Annotated in this window: 8 protein-coding genes and 2 pseudogenes; 7 read left to right on the plus strand and 3 right to left on the minus strand. The window is 68.2% G+C overall.

Annotated features, from left to right (window positions below):
• Positions 1 to 134: 134 nt before the first annotated feature.
• Positions 135 to 1,142, minus strand: a pseudogene (locus tag E4U91_RS36525) (hypothetical protein).
• 1,419 nt (positions 1,143 to 2,561) lie between these two features.
• Complete coding sequence (gene cas3 / locus E4U91_RS36530; RefSeq protein ID WP_137311329.1) at positions 2,562 to 5,504, minus strand: CRISPR-associated helicase Cas3'; 2,943 nt, start codon at positions 5,502 to 5,504, stop codon at positions 2,562 to 2,564.
• A 90-nt stretch (positions 5,505 to 5,594) separates the two neighbouring features.
• Between cas3 and E4U91_RS36535 the strand changes: the two genes are divergently transcribed.
• The 7 genes and pseudogenes from E4U91_RS36535 to istB all read left to right on the plus strand — a co-directional run bounded on the left by E4U91_RS36535 (position 5,595) and on the right by istB (position 14,526).
• Complete coding sequence (locus tag E4U91_RS36535; RefSeq protein ID WP_137311330.1) at positions 5,595 to 7,118, plus strand: type I-E CRISPR-associated protein Cse1/CasA; 1,524 nt, start codon at positions 5,595 to 5,597, stop codon at positions 7,116 to 7,118.
• 68 nt (positions 7,119 to 7,186) lie between these two features.
• Positions 7,187 to 7,729: a type I-E CRISPR-associated protein Cse2/CasB gene (gene casB / locus E4U91_RS36540; protein ID WP_168218311.1), complete on the plus strand. Its 543-nt coding sequence runs from the start codon at positions 7,187 to 7,189 to the stop codon at positions 7,727 to 7,729.
• Complete coding sequence (locus E4U91_RS36545; RefSeq protein ID WP_137311332.1) at positions 7,726 to 9,084, plus strand: type I-E CRISPR-associated protein Cas7/Cse4/CasC; 1,359 nt, start codon at positions 7,726 to 7,728, stop codon at positions 9,082 to 9,084. The genes casB and E4U91_RS36545 overlap by 4 nt, the downstream gene beginning before the upstream one ends.
• Entirely contained in the window at positions 9,081 to 9,941 is an 861-nt protein-coding gene (gene cas5e, locus E4U91_RS36550) for a type I-E CRISPR-associated protein Cas5/CasD (RefSeq protein WP_137311333.1), read from the plus strand. Before E4U91_RS36545 ends, cas5e begins: the two co-directional genes overlap by 4 nt.
• The gene (locus E4U91_RS36555) at positions 9,938 to 10,645 is read left to right on the plus strand and encodes a type I-E CRISPR-associated protein Cas6/Cse3/CasE (RefSeq protein WP_241678964.1); all 708 of its coding nucleotides are present in this window, start codon (positions 9,938 to 9,940) and stop codon (positions 10,643 to 10,645) included. The genes cas5e and E4U91_RS36555 overlap by 4 nt, the downstream gene beginning before the upstream one ends.
• A 1,552-nt stretch (positions 10,646 to 12,197) precedes the next feature.
• Positions 12,198 to 13,735: pseudogene (istA, locus tag E4U91_RS36565) on the plus strand (IS21 family transposase).
• A complete protein-coding gene (gene istB / locus E4U91_RS36570; RefSeq protein ID WP_137311230.1) occupies positions 13,735 to 14,526 on the plus strand; it encodes an IS21-like element helper ATPase IstB in 792 nt (263 codons plus the stop codon). Before istA ends, istB begins: the two are co-directional and overlap by 1 nt.
• A gap of 235 nt (positions 14,527 to 14,761) precedes the next feature.
• On the opposite strand, the gene E4U91_RS36575 is transcribed toward istB, so the two are convergent.
• Positions 14,762 to 15,523: a MerR family transcriptional regulator gene (locus tag E4U91_RS36575; RefSeq protein ID WP_137311336.1), complete on the minus strand. Its 762-nt coding sequence runs from the start codon at positions 15,521 to 15,523 to the stop codon at positions 14,762 to 14,764.
• Positions 15,524 to 15,711 lie beyond the last annotated feature (188 nt).

A 15,711-nucleotide genomic window follows, 5' to 3' on the forward strand; every position in this document is an offset into this window, starting at 1 on the left:
CCCGAACCAGGCCTCCCGCAGGACCTTGAGGTCGCGGTGCGGAACCCGCAGCCCGTGTTGCTCGACGAAGTATTGAGCTCGCCGGCTCAGGCCTTCAGGCGCCTGAGGAATCAGCGTCACTCGAGGGTTGGCCATCACGGTTGCTGCCTCTCGTCGAGAGAGCTTGAAGCGGCCGGGTGCGGCGGCGGCGACGGCTGCGGCGCGCTGGACCAACGGACGGGGTCGTCGCCCGGGCCACCGGTGAGCCACGAACCGTCGCCTAGGGGCACCAGCTCGTACGGGTCACTCGCCCCGACGTGCAACTCCCCGCTGAGGGTGCCCGTGCGTACGTCGACCAGGTGGTGACGGAACTACTCCTCCTCGTCATGACTCTCACCGCCCAGGGTGACGATAGCTGTGTCCTCGCTCAGGTAGCCGCCGCTCCATTCCACGAAAGACTCCTCCGGGTCGTAGCCGAAAGCTTCGACAGGGAAGGTGAAGAGCACCTCACCGTTGGGGTGGTCATGGAAGGCAACATCCGCCTGCCCGTGGTCCACGGTCATGAACTGACGCCCGGACGGAGCCAGATCGATCAGACAGCGGTCCCGCCACGGGTACGTCACGAACTCCGGCTCCCTGTCCGTCCCATCAGTGCCCCGGACAATGACGGAGCCGTCCTGGCCCTCACCGATCTCGAGGTAGATGCTGCCGTCCCCGGGATGTACGTGGTGGAAGGCGCCGTGCTCGACCGTGTCCAGCTCGTAGCGGGCGAGAACCACACCGCTGTCGGCGTCGTGCACGACCCACTGGTCCCCGCCTCCGCGGCCCGCTATCCCGTCTGGCCGGTAGACCCACGCCGTCCGGCCGTCCGAAGACAGCGCACAGCCAGGCCGGTGGCCATGACGTACATCGGAGCGCGGTTCAAAGTCCGAAGCCCACATAAGGTCGCCGGCACGCGTAAGGCACACGACTCCGTTCAGGGTCGTGTACACAGCCCGCTCAAAATCCTGCCGGACGACCGACGCTATGACCTCCTCACCCTCCCATGGCTGAAAAACCGCTGCGGGCTCCAACGTCCCATAGACGCCGGCGCCCGCGACGTAGGCCTGAATCCGCCCGTCGCGGAGACGCGTGATGACCTTCGACGGCGGTTCAAAAATCATCCGCTGAGGTTAACGACCAGCTCAGCAACCACGAGACCGGGGCGGTGTGCGCCCAAGCTGGTCGGACACGGGCCACCGAAGCTGCCGCGTACGCCCCCAGCCTCCTGGACGACTTCGCGCCGCACCCGGCCCACCGCTGCTTAGCTGCTCCACAGCCTTCCTATGCACCGCTTACGCCACGCTTGCAACGTCGTGTCCGAACACCCCCTCCTTCTTCTCCACCGAAGCGCGCAGCATGCCTACCGCGCGGTGCCCCGGGCGGCCGGACGGCCGACCTACGGGGCCCGGGTCAGCCTCGTCCGGCGGCCGCCGTAGGACAGGAGCACCGGCGGATGACATCTGGCAGCTGGCGGGAAGAGGCAGACGCGACGCCATGAGGCGTCGTTCTGCGCTGCTGCAACCGTGGTCGGGATCATCCCCGCGAGTGCGGGGAACAGGCGAGTATCCGGGCGTCGCCGGTTAGCAGGGGATCATCCACGCGGGCGCTGGGAGCAGTTCTTCAAGGCGTCCATCTGCGCGCCTGGGGACCATTCTCTCGGAGGGGAGCAGTGAAGCCCTAGCGCTCCTTCTGGCTCATGACAGGGCCATCCCCTCAGGCGCGGGGAGCAGGATCGGTGGCTGGGCGCCGTGCTGCACGCGGCGGGACCATCCCCGCAAGCGCGGGGAGCAGAGGGCGTAATCCCGGTCGACGTCGGGCCAGTTGGGACCATCCCCGCAGGCGCGGGGGAGCAAGTGCTGCCACTGCGGGACAACGCGCTGCCGTTGGGACCATCCCCGCGGGCACGGGGAGCAGACGGCACAGACCGCGTACGACAAGCGCTTCGAAGGATCATTCCCGCGGGCGCGGGCAGCAGCACTCGTACAGGTCCGGGCCCGGGCACTTGGTGGGACCATCCCCGCAGGCGTGGGGAACAGTCGGACCGGGCCTGCCTCGGTCAGCGCATCACGGGACCATCCCCGTTGGCGCAGGGAGCAGTTGAGCAAGGGCCGGAACTCGGCCGGCACCCGGGGACCATCCCTGCGGGCGCGGGGAGCGGACACGCCGATTCCGAGGAAGCGCAGCTCGGGGGACCATCACCCGCGGGCGCAGGGAGCAGATTGACCCGGACAAGGTCGTCGCCTGGGTGATGGGACCATCCCCGCGGGCGCGGGGAGCAGCGCATCGTGGCCGAGGTTCCCAACGGTGAGCCGGGACCATCCCTGCGGGCGCGGGGAGCAGTTTAGGTGACCTGCGGGTCTATGGCGCGTGTGTCGTCGTTTTCATGAGTTTCGGGGAGTCCGGCAGAAGGTGCCTACCGCCCTTTCAAGTTCGTGCCGCTTCATTGTTGAATAGCGAGTGTTAGGCCTGTCTCATGTCTGCGTCTGCCATTTACTCCAAGACAGCATGAAGTGTCCTTATCTTAAGGCGGAACGGCATGATCATGAGCGTTCCAGCCCAGTGGTGTGGTCGTAGCGGAGCATACCGACGGGGCCGCTGAGACACGTTCCCGTCGGCGACAGGAGGATCACTGGTTTGTTTCTCAGGGCTGGGTGTGGGTGGCGGGACCAGTCTGCGATGGGTTGCAATGGGTGTCGGCCCAGCCACCAGCGCGCGGGGAGGGCGAGTGTGTTGGCGAGTAGATCTTTCTGCTGTCGCCGGTAGGCGCTTACATCGCGGCTCGGGGAGCGCTGGCCGAGGTCGGCTTTGTGCATGCCTTCGTGGTCGTAGGTGATTGTGCCGTTCTGCTGCTGGTAGAGGATCAGGCAGTCGACGGAATCTTCCCCGAGGCGGGAGACGGCTGCGATACCGGTGAGGCCGCCGTTGTCGCCGTCGCCCTGGTTGTTGCCGGAGGCGAGGTCGTAGGTGGCTACGGGGGTACGGCGTCGGCGGGTAAAGGGTCGGAATAGTCGGGCTTCGGCTTGAAGCGCCTCGTCGGCCAGGGCGTCGAGGTGGGCAGTGCGGGTGCGGTTGAGGAGGGCTTGTGCCGGCCCTGCGACCTGGATCGCTTCACCGTAGACGCTTTCCAGTGCCCATTCGGAATCACGTGGGGTCTCGAGCCGCACTATCCCGTCGGGGTCGCGGCGCTGTGCGAGGGTGTGCCAGCTGGCTGCCAGGACGTAGGGGGCGTAGACCAGGCCGTCGTAGGTGCCGATGGGCCGTCCAGCCGTGAAGTCCGGGGGTTCCACGATGGGCAGGCCGTCTGTGCCGGGCTGCCAGAGCATGGAGAGCCGGGGCGTGCAGCACCAGGAGGGGCGGTGCAGATCATTGACGGCGTGCCGGTGGATACGGCCGCGGAACTGGACGGCTACGTCGATGGGGCACAGGTCTGTCACGCCGTGATCGAAGTCCAGGTCCAGGGACTGTTCGATCACTCCTGTCGCGAGAACCAATAGGCGGCCGGGTCGGTCGCGGTTGCGTAGGCCTCTTGGGCCGGGCCCGAGCATGTCGGCGAGGCGTGTCTCCAACTGCAGGCGGTGTCGCGGGAGCAGCATGCCGTGGAGGATGAGTATCTCGTCGGGTTGCCAGCCGTGTGCGCTGGCGAGCTGGAGTGCTTTTCGGTAGCGGGATTGGCATGGGCCGACTCGGGTGCTGCGGACGACGACGCATCCGCCGTTGCGGGCTTGGTTGAGGAGGTGGGCGACCAGGCTGGTGTCGCCGGGATCTTTGATGAGTTGGATGTCTGTCAGGAGTTTGGGGGTGTGCGGATCGTGGGGGAGGGGGCCGCCGCGGCTGATCCGGCCGTTGTGGTCGAGGACCATGATCGGTCCTGCTGTTCCGTCGTCGTGACCGGTCGTGCCGAGGCCGCGTCGCCAGGCAGTAGTCAGCTCGTTGCGGATGCTTCGGGGGAGGGTCGCCGACAGCACGACCAGGGAGGCCCCGCCCTCTGCCAGCCATTCGACTGCGGCGCTCAAGAGGTTTTGCTGGAAGAGTTCGTAGGCGTGTGCTTCGTCGATGATGACGACTTTGCACATGAGGGCTCCCAGGCGCAGGGCCCAGTGCCGTGATCCTTGCGGGGCGAGGGCGATCTGGTCGACGGTGCCGACTCCGAAGCCGGCCACCAGTGCGAGGCAGCGTCGCAGGTACCACGGGTTGAGGACGGCCTGGCCGCTGTCAGTGCAGGTAGCAGTTTCTACGGTGGCGGAAAGATCGGTCAGTGGGTCACCGTGTGCCTGGTGTGCGTCGACCAGCTCGTGGACGAGGTCGGTTGCCTGGGCTGTGCCGTGTACGAGGGCCATGTCCCGCACTTCGCCGGGGGCCAGCACGGCGTGCAGAAGTTTTTTGAGTTCGTTGGCGACCTGGTTTCCGGCTGCTCGTGTGGGCAGGGCCATGTACAGGCCGCTGTAGCCGCAGGTGCGTGCCAGGTGGTGGGCCATCCAGAGTGCGAGTCTCGTTTTGCCGGAGCCGGTGTCCGATTCCACGACGATCATGGCCTGACCTTCGGCTGGTGCGAGGCGCATGCCGTCGGTTTGGAAGGCGCGGGGAGAAGGGGTGTCGGGCCACATTTCTTCCCAGGTGACGGGCCGTGCCTGCCATCGGGTGAGGCGCCGGGCGTGAACGGCCCGGTCGGCCTCCTGCAGAGCGGCCTGCCACCAGTCGGTGACTGGGGTGGTGTGGACGCGGAAGTTGAAGAATTCCGTGTCGGAGGCGACCCAGTCCGCCAGGTACATCAGGTAGAGGAATGCGACTCGGGCTGAGGGCCGGACCGGGTTGACTGCCTTCGCCACGTTGGCGAGGTCGAGTCCGACAGTCTCGGCGACTGTTTGAACGATGGCCGCGTGGACGTCCCCCCACTGCGTGACGGGCGCGGCGCCGCGGGCCCGGTCGACGGTTTCCGGGTGGGGGATGTGGCCGTGGTGGCCGCCGAGGAGCGCCCCGGCATCGTGCAGTCCTTCGTGGCGTGTGCCGGTGCCGCCGCATTCCGTGCAGGCGCAGCCCAGGAGCCGGGGGAGTGCTGCGGCGGCGATGTGCTCGTGCCGGGCGTAATAGGCGTGGGCAAGGTCGTCGCCAAGAGGGAGTCCAGCGGCGCGGGCCTGCTCCTCCCAGGTTTTCGCTTGGGCCTTCATCTGCGTTTTTCCGCGGCCGTGCTGCCACTGTCCGAGGAAGCAGTCTGAAGCTTTGCCGAGGTCGTGGAGGGCTGCGAGCAGCATCACGACCTGCCGGGCCGTCGTTTCGTTGCCTGCGCCGAACGCTTCGGTGAGCCGCTTTCGGATGTGCGGAGGGAGGTGGCGGTCCCACAGGACCCCGGCGGTGGCAGCGACGTCCAGGAGGTGAGCGAGCAGCGGGTTCCAAGCTGGGCCTCCCCGCCGGGCGCTGTCACCGTTCTGGTCGGTCTTGCCCCACGCCAGTACCACGGAACGGAGTAACTGTTCAAACTGGTGCATCCTCAACTCCCCGCGCTGTTACCGTCGTTGACCCTGCACGCCACATCGAACCAACGATGCTCATGAAGATATTCACCTGAAGGAGGTGACGTGGTTCCGTACTGGGATCCCCGCACCCAACCATGCCTTGCGGCACTGACAACGGCCGGTCTCCCCAGCCGTCTCGGGCTCATCGAGGCCTTCGAGAAGGCCGATGACCACTTAGGGGTCGGTGGACGCCATCCAGGCGAAACCCTCGCCATGCTGGAGCTGCTCAGGGCCGTCGCCTATGCGGCCGACGTCTTCCCGGAGACCAGCAACGAGTGGAGGACCTGGGTCACCGGCCGGCGGCCGCTCACCGAGGTCGCGGACTGGCTCAGGGAGCAACCTGAGAAGCAGTGGAACTTCTTCCACCCCGACCGGCCGCTGTTCCAGAACGCGCTGCTGGCGCCTTTCATGGACGAACACGGAGTCGGAACCTCGCAGATCGTCATGCACCACGTCGGCGACTACGTGCAGCTCTTCGACCGGCACCACCTTCACCACGGTGAACCCCTCGCCGCAGCCGACGCCTTCCTGGCAGTCATCACGCAGCACGTGTGCGGCAACGGCGGGCGCGGCATGATTCCCGGCAGCCTCCTCGGCGCCGCTCTGAACAACCAGGCCACGTGCCGTGCCGGCACGCGCGTCCACGTCACCGCCCTTGGCCAGACCCTCGGTGACACCCTGCGCCTGAACCTGCATCCCCACGATGGCGACCCCGGTACTTTCAACTTCACCTGGACCGACCGACCGCGCCGCTCCTTCACAGTCAAACCCACCGCCCGAACCCCCGACGGGCCGGCGGACCTGCACAGCATCCTGGGCCGCTCCATCCTCACCCGCCCGGCCCGGCAGCCAGACGGCACATGGGGAGTCGACCGTGTCCTCATGGGCGCCGGCGACATCGTGAACCTCACCCACGCCAGCGCCCTGCAGGACGCCGTCATCGAGAAAAACGCTCCGCTCAAGCCATCTGCCGCGCGAGCCCTGTGGCGGGAAGCCCACTCGCTGTATGCGGCCACTGCCCGCCGAGAAAAGGGCATGGACCTCTACGGGCGCCTCGCAATGCTGCCCGAAGGGCACCGCGTCACCCTGTGGACCGTCGGCCTCCTCGCCAAGCCCGGCAAACTCATCGCCTGGGTCAACGACGCCTTCCCCTACATCCCGGGCCGCGAAAGCGCCCTGCGCCAGGCATCAGAAGAAGGCTGCGCCATCGCCGCGTACGTGGCAGCAGCCCTCGACGCCGCCGCCTACGCCGCCTGGCGCATCGCCTACCCCAACCCCAAACCGTCCGACAAGCAGGCCCAGCTGGCCCGCTTCAAAGCCACCGGTGAGCACTTCGCGGCAACTGAACCCCTCTTCCACGAGCTCCTGGACGAGACCGCCGAAGGCACTCCCGTCCCCGAAGCCCTGGCCACCTACGCCGCGCAAGTCCGTGTTAACGCCGAAGCGTTCCTCACCGACCGGCTCCGCTCCCTGCCTCCCAGCAGCCAGGGATACCAGGCCAACACCGAAGCCCGCGAAAAGCTCGCGGAAATCCTCAACCACCCCCGCAAGGCGCCCGCCCACCTGCGAATGGAGCAACCCGCATGACCCTGCCCCTGTTCGACATCCCCCATCCCAGCCCTCCGCCCGACGCAGAGGCAACATCACCCGCAACCGTGAAAGCGGCAGCCGCACCCGTCCAGTACGTCGCCTGGCTCGGCAGCCTCGTCCACACCCACCAATACGGCAAACTGGCCGACCTTCGCCGGCCTCCGACCGCCGACAGCCCCACCCACTACGAAGCTCGCGCCTTCGCTCCCAACGAAGATGACCGGGGCCTCTATCGTCAGGTCGGCTTCCTCTTCGCCCGCTACCACGCGGGCCGGGTCAAGCCCCACTACGGCTACGGCGACATGGGCCGCGCAATCCGCTCCATCGGCTACGACGGAGCCCGAGGACCCGCCAACCCCGGCGCTGAACGCCTGATGATGCGCATCCTCCCGGCCCGCCACATCCCCTGGCGCCACCTCCAGCACGCCATCGAACGCATCCGCGCCGGCGCGACCACGCCCCCCTCCTGGGCCGAGCTCATCACCGACCTCACCCAGTGGACCGACCGCGGACGCCCCACACCCGAAAAGTGGGGCGACGCCTTCTACAGCCGCAGCCGCAGCCGCACCCCCAGCCCCACCGCCCCGACGAACGGAGCCACCACGTGACCACCTCCAAGCCCCAGTACCTCTCCCTACACGTCCTGGAAACCTTCGCCGCCGCCCTCCCCGTCCGCGACGAGAACGGCCAACCGAAAGCGTTTGTCTACGGCAGCGCCGAACGAACCGCCATCTCCGCCCAGGCCCGCCGCCGCGCCGAACGCACGCACTCGCGGCGCCGCGCCAACCAGGGCGAAGGCCCACTCGCCTCCTACAGCAGCGGCCGACGCACCCGCGAATGGGCCTTATTCACCCGCGACGCCCTCATCAAGAACCACGGCTGGGACGCCGACCAGGCCCTCTACGCGGCCAAGGCCGCCCTCGAAGGACTGGGACTGAAGTTCGGCGAGAAGGACTCGACCGCCCAGCTCACCAAGGTGCTCATCTACGCACCCGAGGACGCCGGCGACCGGATCGCCCAGCACCTCAACACCCACTCCGACACCTTCAACACCTGGCTGACCGACTACTCGGCCGCCAAGGCGGAAGCCGCAGCGAAGGACGAAGCCAAGAAGAACGCGAAGAAGAACGCCCGGAAGAAGACCACAGGAGAGGACACCGAAGCACCGGCCGAACCTGCCGCCAAGGACAGCAAGGAAGAGGAAGTAAAGGTCCCGCCGCTGCCCAAGGACCTGCGCGCCGGCATCCTCACCGCCTTCGCCCCACGCGACGCCATCGACATCACCGTCTTCGGCCGGTTCCTCGCAGAGATCGCCGAACTGCGCACCGTGGACGGCGCCGCCCAGCACTCGTGGGCCTTCACCATCGCCCCCGCCGAGCACATCGACGACTTCTACGCCGCCGCCGACGACGCAAAACTCGAACGCCGCGACAACGCACTCGACTTCCTCGACGCCGCCGACAACGCCGGCGCGGGCATGACCGGATACCAGTCACTCATCTCCGGCACCTTCTACCGCCACGCCGCACTCGACCGGCACAAACTCCGCGTCAACCTCCAGGCCTCAGGCATGACCCAGCAGGAAGCCGAGACAGCCGCGCAAGCCGCCGAAGCCGAGTTCGTGCACGCCTTCGTCGACGCCGTCCCGCGCGCCAAGGCCAACAGCACCGCCTCCACCGGCACCCTGCCCAACCTCGTCCTGGCCCACGAAGGCGCCCGACCCTACTTCTACGCCGCCGCCTTCCAGCGCCACATCGACGAAACCTCCGACGGGCCCGCCGCCCTCGCCGGCGCCAAGCGGCTCCTCGACCACCACCGCCTCATCACCACCAAGCGCTCCGACGCCACCCCCGGGCGGCTCCTCACCTACGACCTCGACATCCAGGAACTGATCGACCAGCTCGCCGCCGACGGCAACCTCCCCGCCACCGAAGCCACGACCCTGGAGCAGCTGACCGCATGAACACCATCACTCCCCGCGCAAGCAGGGAAGCGGCGACGCTTCTCATCCGCCTCGCCGCTCCCCTGCAAGCCTGGGGCGCATCCGGTGCATTCGAACGCCGTGCCACACAAATGCGGCCCACCAAATCAGCCGTCATCGGCCTGATCGCCGCCGCCCTCGGCTACGACCGCGAAGACTCCCTCGGCCCCCTCACCGAACTCCGCTACGGCGTTCGCGCAGACTGCCCCGGCACCCCCTACCACGACTTCCACGTAGCAGGCGGAGGCTCCTACCCCCTGCGACCCCGCGACCTCATCACCGACCACCGCAGGGCCGCCAAAGTCACCGCACTGGAGGACGCCACCGGCCCGCACTTCGGCCACCACCAACTCGAGGGCTGGTACGGAGCCCCCAAATACATCGAACCCGACCCCGACACCGGCCAACTCATCACGGCAGCCAAAGCCGTCCTGCGCAACCCCGCCGTCAGCGAACGCTGGTACCTCGCCAACGCAGCCTTCGTCGCCGGCGTCCAGCACCACGACACCTCCCTCCTCGACACCATCTCCCACCACCTCGAGCACCCCAGCCGACTCCTCTGGCTCGGCCGCAAGTCCTGCCCCCCCACCGGCGACCTCTCCGGCGGCATCCATCCCGGCACCGTTGAACACGTCCTCACCCACACCCCCCTCCTCCCAGAAGCCACCACCCAACGCCCCTGGGCCTGGATCGACGCACACCCTGGCGCACCCCGCGCCGTCCCCACCGACGACCAACCGGTCACCTTCCACCCCGACCACCGCACTCACGCCACCCGCTGGGAAACCCGCACCCGCATCAAACCCACCCCGACCATCGAATGGACCCCCACCCCGTGAGCACACCCACCCGCTTCGTCGCCACACAGAGTGTCCTCACCCTCGACACCCGCCACCCCGACGTCATCCGCGCCATGAACGACGTCCACGACATGCACCGCCTCGTCATGAGCGGCCACCGCGGCTGGGTACCTGAGGGTGAAGACGACGCCCGCGCCCAGATGGGTGTGCTCTCCGCCTGGACCGTCAACCTCCGGACCCAGACCCTCACCCTCATCACCCAGGCTCGCATCACCCCCGACTGGACACCCGTCCCACGCTCCGCACTCCTGGAGTCCCCCCACTTAATCAAAGTCGACCAGGCCATCAAGGCCGGCGACACCTACACCTTCCGCGCCTTCATCAACCCCATCCGAGCCGTCATGCCCCCAAGCGGCCCGCAGAAGGGACGACGGGGACGCCGCACAGCAAGCAACTCCCCGCACCAGGCGTCGGAATGGTTCACCCAGCGATTGCAGGCCCAGGGCGAACCCGCCACCGGCCCGAACGGCATCAAACGGATTGGCGCAGACGCCGACGCCGCACGCATCTCCACCACGATGCTGCCGCCACTCGTCTCTACAGTGAAGAAAGGTCTGAAAGTCGTCCGAGCTGAAGTCCGCGGACAGCTCACAGTCACCGACCCGGCTACCTTCACGAGCACTCTCACCGAAGGGCTGGGCAAGGCCCGCTCCTACGGAGTAGGGCTGCTTCTGGTCCGCTAGTAGCATCAACCCCGGCCGGATGCCCCGCTTCCGGCCCGACAACTTCTCCGCGCCAGCGGAGATCGGCCAGATGCACACGAAGACATCGACCGATTCCCCGCGTAAGCAGGGACGACCGCTCTCTGCTTGCCTTTGCTTGGCCAGGTACGCCACCTCGCGGCCCCGCACCGGCGGGCGCACACTGCTACGACGCCGCGCGCGAGACGGGAACTTTCCCAATCCATGGAGACGATTGCCGTGGGCAGGTGGCCAATTGCCTACGACCTGCCCACCGCGCCCATAAGGGCGACCCCATGAGTGCTCGGTATGGACTTGGTGGGGCAATCCGCGCACACGCGGGAAAGTCCCCCGCCGCTCCACCTGGCACACCACCGAGTCTTCCTCTCCACACCCGCGGGGACGGTCCCGCCACGCTCAATGAGTCCTACCGGCGCAACGCGTGCTCCCCGCGCGCCCGGGAGATGATCCCGAGGGCAGGTTGCGCCACTCTGTCTTCGGAAGTGCCCCGCGCACGTGGGGATGGTCCCGACCGAATCCTCCGGGGTGAGGAGGTCTGGGAGTGCTCCGTGCGCCCGCGGGGATGGTCCCACGCAAGCTTGCGGTGTCATCTGTGACGTGAAGCGCTCCCCACGCCCGTGGGGGTGGTCCCGAGTACGGCACGCAATGGAGGAAAGCCGGCCTGTGTTCCCCGCGCCCGTGGGGATGGTCCCGCGGTCAGGTCGAGGGTAATGGTCTCGTTGGTGTGCTCCCCGCGCCCACGGGGATGGTCCCCGCGTGCCCTTGGGGATGAGGAGGATGCCGCAGTGCTTCCCGCGCCCGCGGGAATGGTCCCGGCCTGCTGGGCGACCTGGAGATCCGATCGGAGTGCTCCCCACGCCCGCGGGTGGTCCCAGCTACGCCGGGTTGAGGTCCACGAAGCCCAGGGCCGTGCTCCTCGCGCCCGCGGGGATGGTCCCGAGTGGCGAGTCACCACCGGGGACCCCACCGTGTGCTCCCCGCGCCCGCGGGGATGGTCCCACCGACCCGGCGTTGGTCGTGGTGTCGATCATGTGCTCCCCGCGCCTGCGGGGATGGTCCCTTGGCGTCGAAGACCCGCCGCCCGAACCCACAGTGCTCCCCCCAGCGGGGATGGTCCCAACGGGGGCGAGTGGATCGGCAGCGTGATCAGGTGCTCCCCGCCGGCGGGGATGGTCCCCCAGGCGAGGTGACCGTGTGGGGTGCCAAGGGGTGCTCCCCGCGCCCGCGGGGATGGTCCCTGCATGGTCCTGACCGAGGGGTTCGACGCCCCGTGCTCCCCGTGCCCGCGGGGATGGTCCCAACATCCGCCCGGCGGTGGCGGCCGGCATGCAGTGCTCCCCGCACCCCGCGGGGATGGTCCCGACGTCTCCTACGGCATCGAGACGGAGAGCCGGTGCTTCCCGTGACGGCGGCCATGACAAGCTCCCCATAGGCGGCCACTTACCGCCCCACTGATGGCCACGGGATTCCCCACGTACGGCCAGATATCTCCCCGCTCGCATTGGACGCATCCCGCTCGGCGAGGCTCGGGCGGGTGAAGAACAGCAGGGAGATCATGGAGATCCTTGAGGCGTACGACCTCACGGGCAGTTACCGCGCCGCGGCCGAACTGACCGGCGTCGACCACCACACGGTGGCCCGCTATGTGAAGATGCGGGCCGCCGGCCAGCACCCGGACCAGCGTCGTCACCGGGCCCGCGCGATCGACGACTATCTGCCGAAGATCGAGGAACTGGTGGTCCGTTCACACGGCAAGATCCGAGCGGACGTGGTGCACAAGAGGATCGTCGCGATGGGCTTCACCGGCGGGGAACGCACCACCCGCCGCACCGTTGCCGAGGCGAAAGCCCAGTTCAGGGCCGGTCGGCGGCGGGTCTATAGGCCGTGGGTGACCGAGCCGGGGCTGTGGATCCAGTACGACTTCGGCGACGGACCGACCATCGCCGGACGCAAGACCATCCTGTGGTGCGCCTGGCTGGCCTGGTCCCGGTTCCGGATCGTGATCCCGATCTGGGACAAGACGCTGCCGACGGTCACCTCGTGTCTGGACGCGACGTTCCGCCGCATCGGCGGAGTGCCGGCCTACGTCCTGACGGACAACGAGAAGACGGTCACCACCGATCACGTCGCCGGGATCGCCGTCCGCAACCCGGAAATCGTCGAGGTCGCCCGGCACTACGCACGACCATACGCACCTGCCTGCCCGCGGACCCCGAGACGAAGGGCGGTTCCGAGGCGACGGTCCGCATCGCGAAGGCCGACCTGGTGCCCAAGGACGTCAACCTGCGCGAGCACTACAAGACCTTCGGTGAACTGGAGGCGGCCTGCCGGGCGTTCTGCGACGAGGTCAACTCCCGCACCCACCGGGCGACTCGGCGCAAGCCGGTCGAGCGGCTCGCTGAGGAACGACAGCGGCTGCACCCGCTGCCCAGGAGGCCGTTCACTGCCGCGTTCGGCACGACCCGGCGGGTGAACTGGGAGTCCACGATTTCGGTCGAAGGGGTCCGTTACTCCGTTCCGCACGAGCTGATCGACAACCGGGTCTGGGCCCGGTTCCACGGCGACGAGCTGATCGTCACCGCGGTCGGTGAGGACGGCTCGGCCCGCGAGGCCGCCCGCCACCGCCGCGGCCAGCCGGGCACCCCGGTCCTGGACGACGCCCACTACCCGCTGCGGGAGAACAAGGACAACGACCGCACCCCGAAGGCCACTTCGGCAGAGGAGGCTGCCTTCCTCCAGCTCGGTCCTGGGGCAGCGTCATGGCTGGTCGAAGCGGGGGCGGCCGGGGTTCGCCGCATCAAGGCGAAGATGGCCGAGGCCGTCGCCCTGTCCAAGCTCTACTCGGTGGCCGAGGTCGACCGGGCCCTGGGCACCGCCGCGGTCACCGCACGCTTCGCGGACAAGGACCTGCTGTCCATCGTCGACTACCAGGCCACCCGCGAACACACCGAACCCGTCCGCCGCAGCGAGGAACACTCCCTGCAGCCCGGCACCTCCGCCTGGTCCTCCTTCGGCCTGCCCACCCAGCCCGCCTCCGACGTCTCCGAGCACGACGAAAGCGATCCCGCCTGATGGCCACCCCACTTCGCACCGTTCCCGGCACCAACGGCGACCCGCTCGCCGAGGCCATCGAGCTGACCCGGCGGCTCAAACTCCCGCACCTGCGACGGGTGTTGGCCGACCTGATCCCCACCGCCAAGGCCCAACGCTGGGACCCGGCCGAGGTCGTCCGCGTCCTGCTGGCCGAGGAAGCCGCCGGCCGCGACCGGGCCAACCTCCACACCCGCCGCAAACGGGCCGGCTTCCCCACCGGCAAGACCTTCGGCGACTGGGACGAGACCAAGTCCGCCATCCCCCGACCCACCCAGGACGCCCTCAAGTCCCTGGAATGGATCGGCCGTCGGGAGAACTTCTGCATCTGCGGGCCCTCCGGCACGGGCAAAAGCCACTTCACCGAGGCCCTCGGCCAGACCGCCATCGAGGCCGGTCTGACCGTCTCCTGGTTCACCATCGAGGACCTCGGAGCCCTGGTCCGCCGGCACCGCGCGGACGACTCAATCGCCCGAGCCCTCGCGAAGATCATCCGCTCGGATCTGATCATCGTCGACGACATCGGCCTGCTGCCCGTCTCACCGGACGCCGCCGAGGGCTTCTACCGCCTGGTCGATGCCGCCTACGAACGACGCTCGGTCGCCGTCTCCAGCAACCTCCACCCCTCCGGTTTCGACGAGATCATGCCCAAGACCCTGGCCACCGCCACGGTCGACCGGCTCATGCACCACGCTCACATCGTCGTCACCCAGGGTGACAGCTACCGGCTCACCCAGGCCACCAGCGGACAAGGAGTGAAGCCCTTCAGCTGACCCGACCGACCCGAAGGCGGGGAATTATCTGGCCGCCACCGGGGACAACTCGATGGCCGCCAGCGGGGCGAACTCCTGGCCGCCTACGGGGAGAACGAAATGGCCGTTGACAGAGGAGTTCATTGTCCTCACGGCGGTAGTGGCGGCGCCAGTGGGCGGGGATCACAGCGGGTACTCCAGGGGTAGAAGGCGCGCCCCGTTGCTGGGTCTGCAGCCCCAGCAACCGGTTGACAGGTCAGCTCAGCCGGGCGTCGGCGTAGGCGACCATGGCGTCCCGCTGGTACTCGGCCAGCCCGGCGGCGACCTGGTCGTAGGCCGCGCGCCACTGCGCGTCGTCGACGTAGTTCTGCCCCAGGGCCTTGAATCCGGCCGCGTCCGGGGTCCACATCTGGCAGATGCCCTGGTAATGGGTGTCGACCTCGGCCTGCACGGCAGGGTCGGTCACCGGGGTGGCGGCCTGCATGAACTCGGCCATGCGGACCATAGCCGCGGTCGCCTCACCCTGCAGCCGCTCCATCTCCGCCTCGCTGAGCGTGGCCGCGAACTGCGCCGACTGCTGCGCCTGGTCGGACCACTGCGTGCGGGCGGGCGACTCGTAGCGGGCGGTGTCGAAGCCAGTGAACAGGTTCTCCGGCCTACTGATCTTTCCCATGTCGTTTGTCTCCTCGTCCTGCTCAAGTTCGGCGATGGTGCAGGCGACCGTGCGGGCGAGCACGTCGAGACGGTCCCGCTCGGCCAGCAGCCTGCGCTGGTGCTCGCGCAGCGCGGCCACCTGGTCGATCTGGCGCTCCAGCACCGCCGCGATCTCGCGCAGCCCTAAGCCCAGTTCCCGCATCAGCAGGATCTGCTGCAGTCGCAGCAGTCCGGCCTGTTCGTAGTAGCGGTGGCCGTTGCTGCCGACGTACGCCGGAACAAGCAATCCGATCTCGTCGTAGTGACGCAGAGTCCGGGATGTCACCCCGGACATCCGGGCCACATCCGCAATCGACAAGGCCATGCCCGCACCTTTCCTCGCCGGGCCGGCTGTCCGGCCACAGGAGCGACCGTAGGGGTTGACGCAACGGAAAGCGCAAGCTGCACAGACATGCCCCGATCCGTGACGTCCCAGTAACCGAACCCGTCGGCGAACCGGCGCTCACACACATCAGACGATCACCGGCAGGTCCCCCACACCACACCTACTGC

It is taken from the genome of Streptomyces lasalocidi (assembly GCF_005280215.1).
In the GTDB taxonomy this organism is placed as follows: Bacteria; Actinomycetota; Actinomycetes; order Streptomycetales; family Streptomycetaceae; genus Streptomyces; species Streptomyces longwoodensis.

What these genes read in the sequence shown, in the direction of transcription:
- cas3 (WP_137311329.1), bottom strand. Translation starts at nt 5,504, where the DNA reads ATGCACCAGTTTGAACAGTTACTCCGTTCCGTGGTACTGGCGTGGGGC.
- istB (WP_137311230.1), top strand. Translation starts at nt 13,735, where the DNA reads ATGGCCACCCCACTTCGCACCGTTCCCGGCACCAACGGCGACCCGCTC.
- cas5e (WP_137311333.1), top strand. Translation starts at nt 9,081, where the DNA reads ATGAACACCATCACTCCCCGCGCAAGCAGGGAAGCGGCGACGCTTCTC.
- E4U91_RS36575 (WP_137311336.1), bottom strand. Translation starts at nt 15,523, where the DNA reads ATGGCCTTGTCGATTGCGGATGTGGCCCGGATGTCCGGGGTGACATCC.